Origin of the sequence: Rhodococcus sp. IEGM1428, assembly GCF_050321865.1 — a bacterium.
GTDB lineage: Bacteria > Actinomycetota > Actinomycetes > Mycobacteriales > Mycobacteriaceae > Rhodococcoides.
This window is the reverse complement of record NZ_JBNQFW010000004.1, coordinates 99566-116795: the sequence shown is the minus strand read 5'-3', so window position 1 is coordinate 116795 and position 17230 is coordinate 99566. Positions and strand designations below refer to the sequence as shown.

Annotated in this window: 14 protein-coding genes; 10 read left to right on the top strand and 4 right to left on the bottom strand. The window is 64.0% G+C overall.

Annotation, left to right across the window (positions count from 1 at the left end):
* Positions 1-36: 36 nt before the first annotated feature.
* A complete protein-coding gene (locus ACQR3T_RS18785) occupies positions 37-1149 on the bottom strand; it encodes an endo-1,4-beta-xylanase (RefSeq protein WP_428694483.1) in 1113 nt (370 codons plus the stop codon).
* A gap of 149 nt (positions 1150-1298) precedes the next feature.
* Here ACQR3T_RS18785 and ACQR3T_RS18780 point away from each other — a divergent pair, with 149 nt between their 5' ends.
* From ACQR3T_RS18780 to ACQR3T_RS18735, 10 genes are all read left to right on the top strand, one after another.
* Positions 1299-2006, top strand: coding sequence for a GAF domain-containing protein (locus ACQR3T_RS18780; RefSeq protein WP_037177218.1), 708 nt, complete (start codon positions 1299-1301; stop codon positions 2004-2006).
* 155 nt (positions 2007-2161) lie between these two features.
* Positions 2162-3640: a sugar transferase gene (locus ACQR3T_RS18775; RefSeq protein ID WP_032402352.1), complete on the top strand. Its 1479-nt coding sequence runs from the start codon at positions 2162-2164 to the stop codon at positions 3638-3640.
* 40 nt (positions 3641-3680) lie between these two features.
* Positions 3681-5054, top strand: coding sequence for an O-antigen ligase family protein (locus tag ACQR3T_RS18770; RefSeq protein WP_428694482.1), 1374 nt, complete (start codon positions 3681-3683; stop codon positions 5052-5054).
* Entirely contained in the window at positions 4964-6016 is a 1053-nt protein-coding gene (locus ACQR3T_RS18765; protein ID WP_032379258.1) for a glycosyltransferase family 4 protein, read from the top strand. Before ACQR3T_RS18770 ends, ACQR3T_RS18765 begins: the two co-directional genes overlap by 91 nt.
* Entirely contained in the window at positions 6016-7542 is a 1527-nt protein-coding gene (locus tag ACQR3T_RS18760) for a flippase (protein WP_428694481.1), read from the top strand. Before ACQR3T_RS18765 ends, ACQR3T_RS18760 begins: the two co-directional genes overlap by 1 nt.
* Positions 7543-7785: 243 nt before the next feature.
* Positions 7786-9051 (top strand): hypothetical protein, encoded by a 1266-nt coding sequence (locus tag ACQR3T_RS18755; RefSeq protein ID WP_428694480.1) that lies wholly within the window; start codon positions 7786-7788, stop codon positions 9049-9051.
* Complete coding sequence (locus tag ACQR3T_RS18750) at positions 9041-10150, top strand: glycosyltransferase (RefSeq protein ID WP_032379260.1); 1110 nt, start codon at positions 9041-9043, stop codon at positions 10148-10150. The genes ACQR3T_RS18755 and ACQR3T_RS18750 overlap by 11 nt, the downstream gene beginning before the upstream one ends.
* A complete protein-coding gene (locus ACQR3T_RS18745) occupies positions 10137-11402 on the top strand; it encodes a hypothetical protein (protein ID WP_428694479.1) in 1266 nt (421 codons plus the stop codon). Before ACQR3T_RS18750 ends, ACQR3T_RS18745 begins: the two co-directional genes overlap by 14 nt.
* Before the next feature lie 39 nt (positions 11403-11441).
* A complete protein-coding gene (locus ACQR3T_RS18740; RefSeq protein WP_428694478.1) occupies positions 11442-12527 on the top strand; it encodes a glycosyltransferase family 4 protein in 1086 nt (361 codons plus the stop codon).
* Between the two features lie 107 nt (positions 12528-12634).
* Entirely contained in the window at positions 12635-13219 is a 585-nt protein-coding gene (locus tag ACQR3T_RS18735; RefSeq protein WP_032379262.1) for a hypothetical protein, read from the top strand.
* A gap of 15 nt (positions 13220-13234) precedes the next feature.
* Here the strand turns inward: ACQR3T_RS18735 and ACQR3T_RS18730 are convergent, their stop codons facing one another.
* Genes ACQR3T_RS18730 through ACQR3T_RS18720 form a run of 3 tightly spaced genes read right to left on the bottom strand, consistent with a single transcriptional unit; the run spans position 13235 to position 17226 of the window.
* Positions 13235-14284, bottom strand: coding sequence for an L-idonate 5-dehydrogenase (locus ACQR3T_RS18730; RefSeq protein ID WP_428694477.1), 1050 nt, complete (start codon positions 14282-14284; stop codon positions 13235-13237).
* Positions 14285-14290: 6 nt separating this feature from the next.
* A complete protein-coding gene (locus ACQR3T_RS18725) occupies positions 14291-15655 on the bottom strand; it encodes an MFS transporter (protein ID WP_428694476.1) in 1365 nt (454 codons plus the stop codon).
* A 53-nt stretch (positions 15656-15708) separates the two neighbouring features.
* Positions 15709-17226 carry a mannitol dehydrogenase family protein gene (locus tag ACQR3T_RS18720; protein ID WP_428694475.1) on the bottom strand — a complete coding sequence of 506 codons (1518 nt, stop codon included), beginning with the start codon at positions 17224-17226 and terminating at the stop codon, positions 15709-15711.
* Positions 17227-17230 lie beyond the last annotated feature (4 nt).

Sequence of the window (17230 nt, the reverse complement as noted above, 5' to 3'; positions counted from 1 at the left end):
GGGCAGACAGTAGCCCACGCCAGGGCAATCGGTCGATCACCGACCGGAGTGCTCCGCGGCATAGGCGTCGACGCGTCCGTAGGCGATCTTGGGCGTCCAGTCTCTGTGCACCAATCCGAAGTTCTGTTCGGTGTCGGCGGTGTTGGAACCGGCGTCGCGGAGGCTGTAGACGTAGGCAGGTCCGAGCCAGTCGTTACCGAGGACAGCATCGAGCACGATCCCGATGCTGTCCGATTGCACCTGCTCACTGACGCTGTTCGGAGATGTTCCGGTAGGAGCACCGAACTCGGTGATCCAGATCTGCTTGGCACTGTCACCACCGGCAATCATGGTGTCTCGCATGGACCACATCTTCATGGCGGTGTTCCACGACGCGGTGCTGGGGTCGTTGGGTAGATACGGCCATGTGTACGGGTGGACGTTGAAGGCGTCGAAGTACTTGTTCGACCCCTGCGCGTACATCTGCGACAGGAACGACGTACCGGAGATGTTTCCGTTGGTGTCCTCGGAGGGTGCCATCCCACCCGCCAGCACCGTGGATGCGGGTTGCACTTGCTTGATTGCGGTATAGCCGGCGCGCAGTAGCGCCGAGTATGCCGTCACATCGGGGGCCGGCTTGAAGAACGTCACGATGTTCGGCTCGTTCCACACCTCCCAGATGCCGATTCGGCTCGAGTACCGTTGCGCCACGGTCTTGGCGAACGCAGCAAAGGTGGCGGCATTGGCAGGTCGGGAGTGCGAATCGTTGATGGCAGCCGCCACTCGTGCCCATCTCGGGGTGTAGGCGATTATGCCGTGCGGGCACATCCCGTGGGCCACAATGGCGTCGATAACTCGGTCCGTGCGACTCCAATCGAAGCGGCCCCGAGTCGATTCGATTGCAGACCAATCGATGTCGACACGAACTGCGAAGGCCCCGGCGTCTCGAGCAAGCATGAGTTCCCGATCCAGATCCGCCGGAGACAGCGTGCCGATCGACGCGCCCGGCGATACCCCGATCCGAACTGCATCGGACTGCCGATTACACAATGGACTTGCGGCCTGCTGGGACCGCAGAGCAGATGCCGCAGCGGGTACCGACCCAGCAGCGAACCCCAACAGCACGACCAACAGTGCTGCACTCGCTCGTCGCGTCGAATTCCTTCTCATCGACAGATGCTAACAACAACGGGGCGCAGCCATTCACGAATGGATTGTCATACGCATTGTGGCAAAGGCGGCGTCTGTTCGAGAATCGAAAGGTATCTTCTCGCGGCAGTCATCGGTACGACAACTTTGCCTGTACTACCATTTGCCCAATGACTACAGGCTTTCCCGGTTTCGACGCGCGTCTGAACGAGCTACTCGCCCGGCAAGCGGAGAAATCCGGGCTTTCCACCGACGAATTCATTCGGCGCGCAGTGGTGGACCGACTCGTTCGCGAACTGTCCGACGATCAGGACTCCGACGTGGGTGCGTTGCTGCGGGCTTTGCAGGCCGCATCGGAGAAGGGCGTCGAACCGGTCGAGGTGACGCGGGCATTCGGTACCCCGATCGACGACCCCGAGAGGTTGGCAGCAGTGACTCGGACAGGGTTGATGGACACCGGATCCGACGCCGGCTACGACCGGATCGTCGCGATGGTCGCCGATGCATTGAACGCCCCGTCGGCCGCATTCTCGCTTCTCGACGACAGACGTCAGTACTTCAAGAGCGCACTCGGACTTCCGTCGGAACTCGGTGGCGCGCAGGAGGTTCCTCTCGAAGCGTCCATCTGCCGTTATGCGATCGATCTAGGCCAGCCGCTGGTGGTAGAGGACGCGAGACTCAACGACGCCCTCAAGGATCATCCGTCGGTCCAGAGCAATCTGTTTGTTTCCTACCTCGGAGTTCCGCTCGTCGACGACGGCGGCCATTCTGTGGGAACCCTCTGCGTGTGGGATCGACAGCCGCGGCAGTGGACCACCGGCCACGTTCAGATACTGCAGGACTTGGCCTGGATTATTCGCGAGCGAGTTTTCGAATAATGGCCGCTTTCCCTAACTGCTAATAGCTTTTCTCGGCCCACAACCGACCTCGGGTTTTTTTCATGAAGTCGACCGGGTGACCTCTTTCTCGGCGGTATACATTCAATGGGATATCAAAGACTTACCCATCCGAAACTAGCCACCGGGAAGAAGCTGTGCCCGAAACACTCGAATCACCGCACACTCGCCCGCGGTCTGTCGAGCCCGACACCGCTGCGGTCCGCCGCACACTCGTGGACCGACTACGGGTCGATCCGCTCAACACCGCGATCACCGTCGCGGTGGATGTGCTCGCCGGCGCCGTCGCTTTGATCGGAGCGCTACTGTGGCATTCGGGCAGCCTCACCGACACCGGCTGGCTCCCATGGCTGTTCCTGCCACTACTCATCGGAATCATGGCCGGCAAGTCGATGTACCGGCGCAGCCTGCGCCGCAACTTCCTGGACGAGATCGGGCCGGCCGAAACGGCTGTTGCGTTCGCATCGCTCGCTTTGACGGTCGTGATGTTCCTGGCCGACACCGACTACCGGCCCAGCGCGGTCGTGTTGCGACTGTGGCTGCTGAGCGCGCTCACGATTGCGATCGCCCGCCTGATCCGCGTCGTCGTTCAGCGCTTGCTTCGCACCAAGTTCGGATCCGCAGCGCCGGCCATCGTGCTCGGCAACGACCCGATCGCACATCAACTCGTCTCTCGCACAAGACAATTTCCCGAGTACGGTCTTGCTCCGGTCGGTTACGTCGGCGATGCCCCGATCGCCGACGTCTCGCCGCAGAGCGAGCTACCCGATCTGCCACACCTCGGGCTGCCGGGCGATTTCGAGGCAGTTGCGCGTAGGACGGGTGCGGAAGAACTGATCGTTGCATTCGCTCCGACAGAAGACCGAGTCCTGGTCGGAGCGATCAGAACTGCGCATCGGCTCGGTATGCGGGTGTGGGTGGTGCCCAGGTTGTACGACGCCGTCGGTGTCAACACTCGAGTCGAGCACATCGGCGGCCTGCCGTTGATGGTGCTGCCGCACGTGAACCCCAAGGGGTGGCAGTTCGCCCTCAAAGGTGTTCTCGATCGAGTCCTGACGGCATTCGGTCTCCTGCTGCTCTCCCCCGTCTTCCTGACGCTGATGCTGCTCGTGCGCCTGAGCTCCCCCGGCCCGATCTTCTTCGCGCAGGAGCGGATCGGGCGGGACGGATTGCCCTTCGATTGCCTGAAGTTTCGCTCCATGCGGCCCCCGCGCGCATCGGATGCCGCGTTCGAGAGAAAGGCCGGGGACGCGCCCGGTGGCGTCGAGGGAGTCGATCGGCGCACCCGTATCGGAAAGATCATGCGACAGACCTCGTTGGACGAACTTCCCCAGCTGATCAATGTCATTCGCGGTGACATGAGTCTGGTCGGCCCTCGGCCGGAACGACCCGAGTACGTGGACCTGTTCGAGATGCAGATCCGTCGATACGGCGAACGCCACCGAGTCAAGGCCGGTGTGACGGGATGGGCTCAGGTTCACGGCCTTCGCGGCCAGACCTCCATTGCGGACCGCGCGGAGTGGGACAACTACTACATCGAGAACTGGTCCGTCTGGCTCGATATCAAGATCCTGTTCCTCACAGTGCTGGCCGTTCTGAAACGCGCCGAGGACTGATCGTGGTCTACGCCGAATACGGCTACGTTCGGGTCACCCCGTGATCACGTACGTCGCCATGGGTTTCGGCGCGGTGGTGGTCGTTGCGCTCGGTTGTGCAGTGGCTGTGACGATCTACCGGCGACCCCAGCGCGGAATACTGTTGCTCGCCGCATTCGTTCCACTGCACGGCCTTCTGGTTCTCGTTCCCCTGCCCGGCGTGGTGTCCGGTTGGAAGGAAGGTCTTGTCGTCTTCACGGTTCTGTGTGCGTGGTTGCGCCGACCGCGACACGTCCGTGGCTCGACCCCTCGAGTGTTCATGCCGTGGTGGCCGGCGGCGGCCCTGTTCGTCGTACTCGGCAGCATCTCCGCGTTCGCCACGTTCGGCATCGTCGGCATATTCGGTATCAAGGTGACGTTCTTCTACGTTCTGCTGGTTGTCGTGATGTGGTTCGCACCGTTCGACGCGAAGGATCGCGATCACCTCGTCTCCATCCTGATGGGTATGGGTGTGTTCACCTCGGCGGTGGGCATCGCACAACTTGTGGCCGGACCGGCTGCGCTGGTGTCGCTCGGGTACGAGTACGGCACGCAAGTGCGAACCTCGGGCGGCCTGCTCCGAACGTTCAGCACGTTCAACCTGCCGTTCCCGTTCGGGCTGTACGTGATGCTGGCCTTGCTCGTGGGCGGAGCCGTTGCGTTGGCCGATCCGCACCGACGCCGAAACATGCTGTTTCTCTGGGCGACTCCGATGATGGTGGTCGCCATGTCCAGTTCGATCGTGCGAGGAGCAATTCTCGGGCTCGCGGTCGGGGCCATCTACTTGATCGCTGTGCGTTTCCGCTACCTCGCTGCGCCTCTTGCCCTGGCGGCACTGGCCGTGGCGGTCACGGTTCCCTTCGTACCCAAGATAACGTCGGTCTTCTTCTCGTCGAGCAGCCTCGGCCAGCGTGGAGACGGCTGGGCCAACATCATCGCGAGCATTCTCGTTCATCCGTTCGGAACAGGACTGGGATCGAGTGGTTCTGCGGCAGACCGTATTTCCACTGCCGAGGGCACGGCGTTCACGCAATCCGGTCTGTCGACCAACTATCAGCCGGACAACTACTACGTGAAGGCGCTGCTCGAACTAGGCCCCATCGGTCTGTGGGTCGTGGTCGCCTTGCTCGTCACGTCGCTGCTGTGGTGCACGCGCCTGTCGCGGACACTGCCCGGCGGGGACGGCGCACTGGCGCTGGGAGTCGGTGCCTCGATCGTCGCAGCCATGTTCGCCAGTCTCGTCTCGACGTACTTCGAGATCTTTCCGATCGATGTCTATTTCTGGCTCTTGTTAGGAGTGGTGGGATGCGCAGCAGCGCAACACGAATCGTCTTCGGGGCGCTCGCCCTCCGACCGGGCGGAAGCGGCGTACAGACCTACATTCGCGAACTACTGAACGAGCTACCGCACTGCCTGCCGAACGCCGATCTCGCCGCATCGGTGCAGCGCGACGCGGTGAGCGAGCTCCCACCCTCGGTTCGGCCGATCGAGCGGCCCGTCTCGAGCGGTGCGGCTCGGGCGGTACTCGGAGCACTCCCTCTCGGAGCGTGCGATGTGGTTCACGGGCTGGACGTCGATCTCCCACTGCTCACGAAAGCCTTCACCGTCGCAACGGTGCACGATCTTTCCGTCATCGACATGCCGTCGGCATCGAGCCGTTTTCGGGCGGCGGGTGAACAGCGGCTGGTTCGCCATGCGCTGCGTCGTGCAGATCTGTTGATAGCGGTATCGCGATTCACCGCCGATCGGATCGAAGCAGTCAGCGGCCGCGAAGCCACTGTCGTCGGACTTGCACCGGCCGCGTGGGCGGCCGTTCCCACCGACGCCGAGGTGGACGCCGTCCGCAAGAAGTTCGCTCTGCCGCATCGATTCGTCCTGCAGGTCGGAACAGTGGAGCCACGCAAGAACGTTCGACTCGTGGCCGATGCGGCGGAGGAGATCGGACTACCGTGCGTGTTGGCCGGTGCCGGTTCCACCGGTCCGAGCGCCCCGCACAATTCGCATGGTCTCGGCTACGTCGACGTTACCGACCTCCCGGCGCTCTACGCTGCTGCGACCGTGACCGCCTACGCCTCTCGGTACGAGGGTTACGGACTCCCGCCGGTCGAGGCGATGGCGTGCGGCGGTGCCGTGGTCGCCAGCGCAGTCGGAGCCCTACCCGATGTCGTGGGTGACGGTGCCGTTCTGGTGAAGTCGGAAAACGTGGACGACTGGGTACGGGCAATGCGGCCCATCGCATTCGACACGGACGCCCGCGCAGCCCTCGTCGGTGCTGCGGCCGAAGCTTCACGCCGGATCAGCTGGCGTCGAACGGCGGAACTCACTGCCGACGCGTATCGAGCCGCAGGCGCGGTCTGATGGCCGAGGACCTCGCGCTCGACGGCACCGAGCAGCCCCCCGACTACCGCGCAGTCGCCGCGGATCCAAAAGCTGCGGCCAAGGCCACGATTGCCGTCCTGATCAGCCGAGTGATCATCGCAGCCCTGGGATGGGCAGGCAGTGTCGTCATCGCGCGATCCCTCGGACCGGACGACTGGGGTCAGTTCAGCTTCGTCTTCGCATTGCTCGGCTTGATGTCCGTCGTCACCGATCTGGGAGTCGGACGCGTCGTGCTGGCGAAACTGATGGACGACGATCCCGAAGAGATCGGTCGAACCGCGTCGTCGTTCCTGGCTCTGCGTACCGTCCTCGGGTTGGCGGGGTACGTGCTGGCCGTCGCGTACGTTCTCCTACTGCAGTATCCGGCGGAGGTGGTGCTCGCGACAGCGCTCGGCGGATTGGTCGTCGTGTTCGCCACACCGGGCCACGCCTTGAGCGTCCTCTTCCAGAGCCGTCACCGCCTGGTGCTGGTGGCCGTGGCCGAAAGTGCCGGCCAGGCAATCCAATTGGCCTTGACCGTGCTGGCGGCAGTGCTGGCCCCCACCCTGCTCATCTTCGTTCTTCCAGCAGTGGTCAACGAAGTGTTCAAGCTGGTCACGAAGGGTTTCGGTATAGGCAACCGCTCCATGGGGCTACGACCGTCGAGACACATCGAAGTGCGCCGCTGGGGGCCGTATCTGAGAGAGGCCGTGCCGCTGGCGATCGGCTTCGCCCTCACCATCGCCATGCTCAAGATCGACATGCTGATGCTCAGCCTCCTCGACACCTTCGAGGCCGTGGGACTGTATTCCATCGGCTACAAATTCTCCGACATGATCGACACCTTCGTGTTGGCGGCGGTGGCACCGATCAGCACTTTGCTCGTCGCATCGTGGCCCCACGACACCACAGCATTCCGAGCTCGCTCACGTTCGGCCGCACTGCTGTTCGCGCTGTTCGGCGCGATGGCTGTCGCGGCGTTCGTACCGTCGGCCGAGCCGTTGATCGGTCTGCTGTACGGCGACAGATTCGTCGACGGTGCTCACGCTGCCCGTCTGCTCGTGATCGGCGCAGCGCTGATGTCGTTGGTGATGCTGGGCATATTTCTGCTCGCATCGGCCGGAATGCAACGTCACTACCCCGTGGTTGCGTTGGTCGGTCTGGCCCTGAACATCGGGTTGAACCTCGTATTGATCCCGCGGATGTCGTACGACGGAGCTGCTGTGTCCACGGTCGCGACGATCGGAACCACCCTCGTCCTGCTGTGGATCGTGATCGCTCGAAGCATGCCCGTCCCCAGACTGTTTCCATTGCAGTCCATTTCGATCGTCGTCGTGATCACCGTTGCCACGACGGTCGGGGGCTGGTTCCTGGTACAGCACTACCCCGGTCTGTGGCTGCTCGTTTCCGTTGCGGCAGCCCTACTGGTCGCGCTCTCGCTGTACGCGTTCGTCGCCATCGGACTCGTCGAGTCACCGTTGCCGGGATCAGCCGAGAAAGGACGACACCGTGCACACTCGCAGTGAGGCCCGCAGGTACACCGGACACATCACCCGATTCGGTCCGCGCGCTGCGGAGTCGAAGTTCGGTTTCACGATTTTTTCGTACCGCTGCGCATGTTATTCCAATGTTGTTGATATGCAGCTCCATTCACGAACGGCACGGCTGCGCGAACAGCGCCGATGCCCGGCTATCATCGAGCCCATCGGCTCCACGAATCACCGAAGCGGTACACCCGCTCGCATCGACGACGGAAGGGTACGCGGTTGATGTCCGTCCACGATGCCGTACACCGGGGCGACGTGCCCCCACCGATCGACCTCGCGGGACACATGCGTGAGCTCGGCCGGGCACTGCTGCCCGCCGTGATCATTGCGGCGCTGGTCGGTGCGGGCGTGTTCTACCTCAGGAGCGAGCTCACCGACAAGCAGTACGCCGCGTCGATCGTAGCCGAGATCGAACCGGTCCAGGCCCTCGTTCCCGGTGACGCGTTCATCGAGCAGATGCGTGCACCGTTCATCGAATTGGCAACCGATCGCGGCGTGCTCGATCAGGTCCTCTCACAGGTGGACGCCGGTATGGACGCGGCGGAACTGGCCTCGAGCGTAGAGCTCTCTCCCGGTACCTCGCCCGCGCTGCTGACCGTGACCGTGACGACCCGATCCCCCGAACTCGCCGCCGATCTTGCCGAGGCGATGGTGTCGACGATGGCAAGTACCGCCTCGGACAATGCGATCCGCGACTCGCAGGAACGAACAGACGAGGGACAGTCCGCCATCGACGCGAAACAGGCGCAGGTGAACGCTCTTCCCGCCGACGATCCCAATCGGGCTGCAGCGCTGTCCGAACTGGCCGAATTACGGACCCGCCAAAGCGAACTAGAGGCCGCTGCGAGTGGAGATCGACTGGTTCTGTTGTCGAACCCCGAGCAGAGCACCACTCCGGTCTCACCGAAACCCGTCTCGGAGGCACTCGTCGCAGCTCTCGCAGCCCTCATCGTCGCGGCCGAACTGATCGTGTTACTTCGAGGACGATTCGGCCGCAAGCCCTCTCGCTCCTGGGCGCGTCGCGTGTCCCGCAAGTACGGTGCACACTTCGACCAGGCAGCCGGCAACACCGTGCCTCCCGTCGTCGCTTCACGGATTGCGGCCCTCGAGCGCGGCGACCGGCCTGCGTCCAGAAGTGCGCGACACGCTGCTCCCAAGGGTGACAGCGTGATTCTCCTGTTGGTCGGGGACGGCGCGGTCTTCGAGTCGACGCGGGGTCGGGGGCCGACAACCGGACATCACGAAGCCACAGCGGAATTCGGCCTGTCGGAACAGTGGTGGCAAGACACCGACGTGGGTGATGTCGAGACCGTCGTGGTGCTGGTGTCGAAAGGTGGACGAGACAAGAAGGCAGCAACTGCGGCGCTACGACGACTGGGCGACTTCGACATTCCCGTACACCTGGTATTGCAGAACAAGACCTCGACCCGACGAGCGGAACAGACCGCGCAGACGATCGCGCCGGAAGGCCAACGCAATGCCAGCTGACAGAATTGCCGTCGTTCACGAACGATTCACCGAAATCGCCGGATCCGAGCACGTCATCGAACAACTTGCCCTGCACTGGCCCGCGGCCGAGGTGTTCGCACCCATCTCCCGGCCGTCCGGGGTTCCGTCGGGAATCAGCCGCGAGCCGCACACGTCCGGCCTCGATCGCGTGTACAGCGCTTTGGGCCAACGGTCGTACGCACCTGTTCTTCCGTTGATGCCGTTGGCCTTTCGCCGCATGCCGCTCCGCGGTTTCGATGCAGTGGTGGTGAGCCATCACGCCTTCGCAACTCAGGCCGTGTTCGCCACCGACTCCCCGGTGGTCGCCTACGTACACAGCCCCGCACGGTGGGCCTGGGACCCCGAACTGCGCGCAGGCGAAGGCGGCGGCAGAGCCGGAGCGGCGATCTTGACGGCGCTGTCGGCCGTGGCCCGTCGATGCGAGATCGCTGCCGCACCGAAACTGACGACCGTGGTAGCCAACTCGACTGCGGTCGCTCGTCGGATCGAAGACTGGTGGGGCCGCGACGACGCCGTGGTGGTCCATCCGCCGGTGGACACCCAGGGCTTCACTCCTGACCCGTCGATCGAGCGTGAGAACTTCTTTCTGCTCGCCGGCCGACTGGTCCCCTACAAGCGTCCCGACATCGCGGTGCGTGCTGCCGCCGAGGCCGACGTTCCCCTGGTGGTGGCGGGAGACGGCCGTGCGATGGACGCCTGCCGGGAGCTGGCCGGACCGAAAACGACCTTCCTGGGACGGGTTTCTCACGAGAAGCTTCTCGAACTTCACCGAACGACGCGTGCCCTTCTGATGCCCGGAGTAGAAGACTTCGGCATCGTCCCCGTCGAGTCCATGGCAACCGGAACCCCAGTCATCGCGTTGGGTGACGGCGGTGCCATGGACTCCGTGATTCCAGGCAAGACCGGTCTGCATGTGCAGCCGGGCACCGACGAGGCAGTCGTCGCCGGGTTCGCCGAGGCCATGCGGTCGTTCACTCCCGATGACTTCGACCGCAGTGAGATTCGCGCATGGGCCGAGGGCTTCTCGCGGGCCAACTTCCGGAGTCGTATGCAGGAGGTCGTCGATGCCGTCCGCTGAACGTAGTTACCGCTCGACCGCGCTGGACCGTGTGTTCGCCGATACCCGAATAGTCACCGCGGTCGGCCCCGTTCGCGGACTCGACATAGAGCGCACGCGTCGAACGCTCACCGCCGCCGAACACGTCGACGCGGCACCGCACATCGCGCTCGAACCACGGTCGGATGCCCGACGGTGGCGGTACCGCAGCGACATCGCCGGCGACAATGTGATCTCGAGCAGCAGCCCCACCGAAGACCTGGGGCAGATGCTGACCGACATTCGATCTCGAAGAGGTACCCGAGGTCCACTCGAAGTGGTCGTGTTCGACGACCATCTCGCTGTCGACTATTCGCACGGAATCGGGGACGGCCAGATCGGCGTCCTGATGTTGGCGGCATTTTGCGACGATGCCGACGGGTCATTGGTTCCGGGGCTGGCCGCAGGCTTGCCGCCGAGCACGACATGGAAAGCGCTGTGGCGTCACTACTCTCGAAATCCGAGAACGCTGGCGGACTTCTGGGCACTGCGCGCTCGCCATCGGTCGGAGACGAACGGCGGGTCCGGTCCCCGGCGCCGGATCGAGAACTGGGAAGCCGGAAAAGTCAGCCGAGCCGGGTACATGAGCAGAGCCGTAGTCGACGAACTCAAGCGCTGGACGGCCGAGAACCTGCCTGGAGCGACCCCTGCGGCGATCTCGATCGCCCTGTGGAGCGCTGCACTTCGAGCAGAAGCCGTCGACGTCGACGATCACATCATGGTGTTGTTCAACAGCAGGCGCTATCTCGATCCGGCGCAGCAGAGTTCGCACGGGAACTTTGCCGTCGGCATTCCACTTCACCTCCCCGCGAGCACGACGCCCGTCGCCATCGCCGCGGCAATGCGTGAAGTGATCGAATCCGGCTGGCCCATCGCAGTACTGGGCATGTCGCATCTCCGCGATGTGGCCTCGCGTATTCGACCTTCGGCGCAGTCGCCCGATGAGAATTCGGTCGTCGAGGTTCCAGAGACGTTGCGGTTGGCCGTCAGTGACCTCGGCCGAGTGCGAGTGTTCGATCACCTCGACTGGACCGATGACGGCAGGCCCCCGCAGATGGCCGCATCACTCGAACCGGACGGCCCGGACGGCTGCACGATGCTCATCGCCGAAATTGCCGGTGGGCGTACCTACACGGCCTCGTTCTGCAGCAAGATGGTCGACGTGTCGGTCATGGATGCAGCGCTGCGGAGACTGTGTGACGACCCAGTGGCGCTGCTCCGCGATGTGTATTGATCTGCCGGAACGACCTTCGCTGCACAGACGGGCCCACAGATGACCGAAGAATCGACAGTGCTGTTCCTGGCCCACACCGGGCAGGTCTCCGGTGCCGAGAAGGTCCTGCTGGACTTGATCGACGAGGCCGAGCGCCGCGGCCACGACACTGTGATCGCGTGTCCGAACGGCCCACTGGCCGATCGCGTCCCCAGGACGACGCGACACATCCCCATCGGCGAACTCGGTCTCGGTGGCGAACGAGGTGCGGCCAGAGGGATCGCGGCGATGCGGATGTTCGCGAGGTGGTTCACCGCATCACGTTCGGTGCGCACGATTGCCCGCGCGCCGGGTACGGCCACAGTCGTCAACTCGCTCTTCGCCCTCCCCGTCGCCGCATTGTCCCGCCCGCCCCGCGGTGCCTCATGGCTGGTCCACGACACCATGACGTCCCTCAAGCAACGTCTGGTAGTTCGCTACGCCCGCTCCGCAATTCGGGTGGCGGTTTCCGTATCGGAAGCCACTGCGGTACCTCTCCGTGCGGCCGGCCTTCCGGTCGTGGTCTCGCACAACGGAGTCACGTGGCCGGTACCGCGTTTCGGCGGCGAGCTGCATTCCCCGCCGGTTGTCGGCATACTCGCCCTCCTCACGCCGTGGAAGGGCCATCGGATACTGCTCGACGCCGTGGCCACCCTCCCCGATGTTCGTGTCGAACTGGCAGGGGGCAGCTTCCCCGGTGACCGCGAGTACGTCGCGGAACTCCACGAGCGAGCGTCTCGACCCGACCTCGCGGGCCGTGTCGAGTTCCTCGGACACACCGACGCCCCATCGGCACTGCGCAGATGGGATGTGGTTGTCTCGGCAAGTACGTCACCGGAGGCCGGTCCGTTGTCGGTGCTCGAAGCAATGTCGTACGGACTGCCGGTGATCGGAACCGACCACGGTGGCACCCACGAGTTCCTCGCCGACGGTGCCGGAATTCTCGTCGCACCCGGTGACGCTGCGGCCCTCGCCGGTGCAATCTCGACCGTCATCGGCGATTCGGAGGGACGTCGCGCTCTCGGAAGCGCCGCGAGATACCGAGTCGCAAGCCGCCACGACATCGGTCAGACGCTCCCCGAACTGTTGGCACGCCTGACCAGCTGACCGGAAAGGCGAACGGACAGGATACGAGTGAGGACTCGGCCAAAGTCGATCCTCGGCAATCGAGGCTGTGTTTCAATCGGTTGCCGATTGGAACGATAGGGGCCGAAATGACTCGCGCTGCGACCAGATCGAACGAGCATTATCAGTGGGGCGTCGGGGTGATGACGTCTCTCGCCATCACCACGGTGGTCAGACGCATCGTCTCGGCGGCCGCTCTGTCCATGGCCCTCGTGGTCACCCTCGAGCTCACGTTCGGCTACGGCGCAACCACACCGCTCCCGTCGATCGTGCAATGGACGTCCATGATCGCCGCGTACATCATGGGCGCGTTCTGGTGGTTCGGTCCATGGCCGACGCTCGGGCAGGCGTTCGCTTTCGTCGTCATTGCCGACCTCGCGATCTTCGGAGCCACCATCACCGCGAACTTCGCGCCCGAGGTCACGCTCGGGAAATGCACGTTCCTCATCCCCATGGGAATGCTGGCCGGCTTCTTCTTCGACAAGTGGCGTTTGGCCGCGCACATCGCACTGTGCTTGGTCGGTACATCCATCGTCGCGGTGTTCATCGTGCTGGAGCGGGACGTGGACATATTCGTCGCGGTTGTTCTGTGGGCACCGATCGTGGTGACGCTGACCGGCTTCGTGTTGATACTCCAGGCCACGACGCAATCCATGCGCCTGGAGTTCGAGTAACGACCGGACACTCGATCAGAAGGTCAGTAGGACCTTGCTCGATTGAGACGCGTCCGCAGCCAGCGCAAAGGCGTCGAGCGACTCCGCCACGGGATACTCCGCAGTGATGACGGCTTCGACGTCGAGAGAGCCGTCCGCCAAAGCCTCGATGACATCGTCCATCTCGTCGTTGAAACGGAACGAACCGACCAGGTCTATCTCGCGGGTGATCGCCAGCGACACCGGCACCGGCTGATCCCCCGCCGGAGGTAGCCCCACCATCACCACTCGCCCGCCGCGCATGGTGCCGTCGATCGCCGAAGCCAGCCCGCGGTGGTTGCCCGAGCACTCGAACGTGACGTCCGCCTCCACCGAGGCGATCGAGGCGGTGTCGCGAGCATCGATCGTTCGATGCGCACCGAGCGCACGTGCCACCTCGAGCGAGTAGTCCTCCAGGTCGGCCCCCACTATGTGTGCCGCGCCCGCCCGCGCGGCGACCGCCACGATGAGGGCACCGATCGGGCCGGTGCCCACGACGAGGACGGTCTTGCCCGAGACGTCGGCGGCGCGCTCGACGGCGTGCCAAGCGACGCTCGCAGGCTCGGCCAACGTTGCGATCCTCAGATCGAGTCCCTCGGGCAATGCTCTGAGCATCCGTGTCGGGACGGCGACATGCCCGATGAAGAGTCCGTCGTTGTGCGGTACCTGCGCGGCGCTGCCCATGTACCGGCACCCGGGCGAGAGGTTCGGACGATCCGCCGGATACTTCGCGCCCGTTCCGCCCGGTGTTGCCGGGTGGACCGTCACCGTGGTGCCCTCGACGGGGCCGCTGCCGTCCTCGGCCCGGCGAACCACCGTTCCCGATGCCTCGTGGCCCAACCTCATCGGCGCTTTCAACACCGATTGTCCTGCCGCGCCGTGCTGCCAGTAGTGGAGATCCGAGCCGCAGATCCCGCCGTAAGCGACGGCAATGATGGCCTCGTTCGGTGCCGCGGGTGTCACGACCACGGTGTCGAGACGAAGATCGTCGGCGGCGTGAGCGATCAGGGCAACGGTCTTCTCCGGAACCTGCATTGCTTCGGTCATCGTGGTTCAGACCTTGCCGAGTACGGGATCGGTTGCATTGGCCGGATCGGTCAGGTCCCTGTCTCGGGTTTCCGGAGCGAACGACGCGGCCACGAGCACCGAGATCGCCATGATCATCATGTAGACGGCGACGGGAACCCAGGATCCGGAAAACGCGGTGATAAGAGCGGCGCACAGCAGGGGGGCGATGCCGCCGCCGAACACCGATGCGAATTCACGGCCCAAAGTCACTCCGGCGTAACGGTATCGGGCTCCGAACATCTCCGGGAAGTAACTCATGGTGACTCCGACGGCACCCTGGCACGCCAGGATGAATCCGATGATCATCACCACTGTGATCAACACGTGCGAGCCGGTGTTCAATGCCATGAAGGTCGGGAAGGGCAGGACCACGAGCAGGCTGACGATGCCGATGTACACCGGCTTGCGACCCACCTTGTCCGAGAGCCAGCCGAAGCCCCACGCCGCGATGCCGCCGCAGATCGCGCCGATGAGCAATACCTTCGGGATGAACGTGGCATCGACGCCGATGTCGTTCTTCATGTACGAGGCCATGAACACCTGATAGGTGTAGGACTGTGCACTGATGCCGACGGTCATGAACATGACGATGAACAGCGGGCGCTTGCCGTTGGTGAACACTTCCTTTACCGGTGCCTTGGGGCGCTCCTGAGCTGCCTTGAGTTCCTGGAAGACCGGGGACTCGTTGAGCTTGCGTCTGATGATGAACGCGGCAATGGTGACCAGAATGCTGCTGAGGAAGACCATCCGCCAACCCCAGGCCATCAACTGATCGTCGGGAAGCAATTGGGCCAGAATCCACGCGATGGCTCCGAGCGCAGTGCCGAGAGCCGCACCGGTCATGACGAGGGCCGCGAGTCTCCCGCGTTTACCTATCTCGGCAGTCTCGGTGAGAAGGGTTGCGCCACCTGACTGTTCCGCACCGGCACCGAAGCCTTGGAAGAACCGGCACAGCACCAGCAACACCGGGGCCAGCAGCCCCACCTGCTCGAAGGTGGGCAGCAGTCCGATGGCCATCGTCGCGCCACCCATCAGCATCAGTGTTGCGACCAGAACCCACTTGCGGCCGAGGCGGTCGCCGTAACGGGAGAAGAACAGTCCGCCCAGGGGACGAGCAAGGAAGCCGACGGCATACGCGCTGAAGCTCGCGATGATGCCCGCGGCCGGAGAGATGTTGGGGAAGAACAGTTTGTTGAAGATCAGCGCCGACGCCGTGCCGTAGATGACGAAGTCGTACTGCTCGAGTGTGGTGCCGATGAGACCGGCCCACGCTGCACGACGTACGGCAGACGGATCGTGCTTGGCCGGAGCGATTCGGGGAGAGTCCGACGGTTCTGTGGTTGTGTCCATGATTGTCCTCGGGTGAAGTTTCGGCCGCGGCCGAACGAAGGAAGGAGAATGGTTCAGTCGAGTGTGGTCCGGGATGCCGTGACGACGGGGCGGAGCGATGAGCTCGCTGCTTCGACCACTGCGGCCATCGGACCGTGACGAACAACAGTATCCACCAATTCCGCAGTGCGTGTGATGAATTCGGGAAACTGCGTCAACTCGATGGGGAGAATGTCGCCGCGCTCGAGAACCGAACGGACGAAATCCTCACTGGACGCTGCCGAGGCGGCAAGTCCTGCCAGACGCGCACGTGCAGGGTCGGCCATCGCACGGGCGTGCGGGCCTGGGTCGAAACCGTCTGGCGGGCACATGCAGCAGAGGTACGCAGCCAAGGTCAATGAGAGATATTGCGGTACAACACCGTTGCGCAAATGGTAGAGCACTGGGGTCGGAATTCTCTGCGCGAGCTTCGCCGAGCCGTCGGAACCGACCTGCGCGGTCTTGTGCCCCAGAGCCGAGTTGGACCACCGCACGAACAGCTGGGCGATGTAGTCGTCGATGTCCACCCCGTCCGGCACGAGCACGGTCGGGAGATACTCGTCGACCAGCACTGCTCGGGCCGCAGCCTCGACGAAAGGGCGACCGATCGAGTCCGGAATTGTCGCGCAGCCGTCGAGTGCGCCGAGATATGCGATGAGAGAGTGGGTTCCGTTGAGCAGCCGAACTTTCATCAGTTCGTACGGCTCGACGTCTTCGGCGAACACGGCACCGCCGGCTTCCCACTGGGGACGCCCCGCGGCGAATTTGTCCTCCATCACCCACATCGTGAACGGCTCCGCCGGTACGGCAATGGTGTCCACAGCGCCCAATCCGGCGGTGGACTCGGCGTCGTACGACGATCTGCTGGACGGGACGATGCGATCGACCATGGAATTGGGGAACGTCACCGCCGTTGCCAGCCAGTCGATCACATCGTCCGCACCGCACCGGGTGAGGAATTGGCGTACGAGAGCGGCGGTGCGATCACCGTTTCCCAGCAGGTTGTCGCAGCTGGCCACCGTGATCGGAGCACCGTGAGTTCGAGCCCGTACCGCCAGGGACCGCGCCAGCTGTCCGATCGTGGTGGTCGGCACCTCTGCCCGTGATAGATCCTGTTGCACTGCAGTTGATTCCAGATCGAGGGCGCCCGTCTTGGACGAGAAAGTGTAGCCGAGCTCCGTGACGGTGATCGTGACGATCCGAACGTTCTGGTCCGCGATGGCAGCCACGACGGCGGCGGGGTCGTGGGCCGCCACCATGACTCCGGTGTGCGCCCCGGGCACACCGACTCGCGCGCCGGACGGCGAAATCTCTACGACGCCGTACAGCAGGTCCTGGGCGAGCATCGCATCGGTGACCGTACGAGATCTGTTGGCGACTCCCAGGATTCCCCAGGATCCACCATCGCGCTCCAGTGCCGCGGCCGTGTACACGGCTTGATGCGCGCGGTGGAAGTTGCCCAGTCCCAGGTGCACGATTCCGGTTCCGTCCGGCCGTACGGGAACGAGTCCCGAACCGGCGAGCGCCGAACGGGACAGTCTCGGTTCGATCATCTCG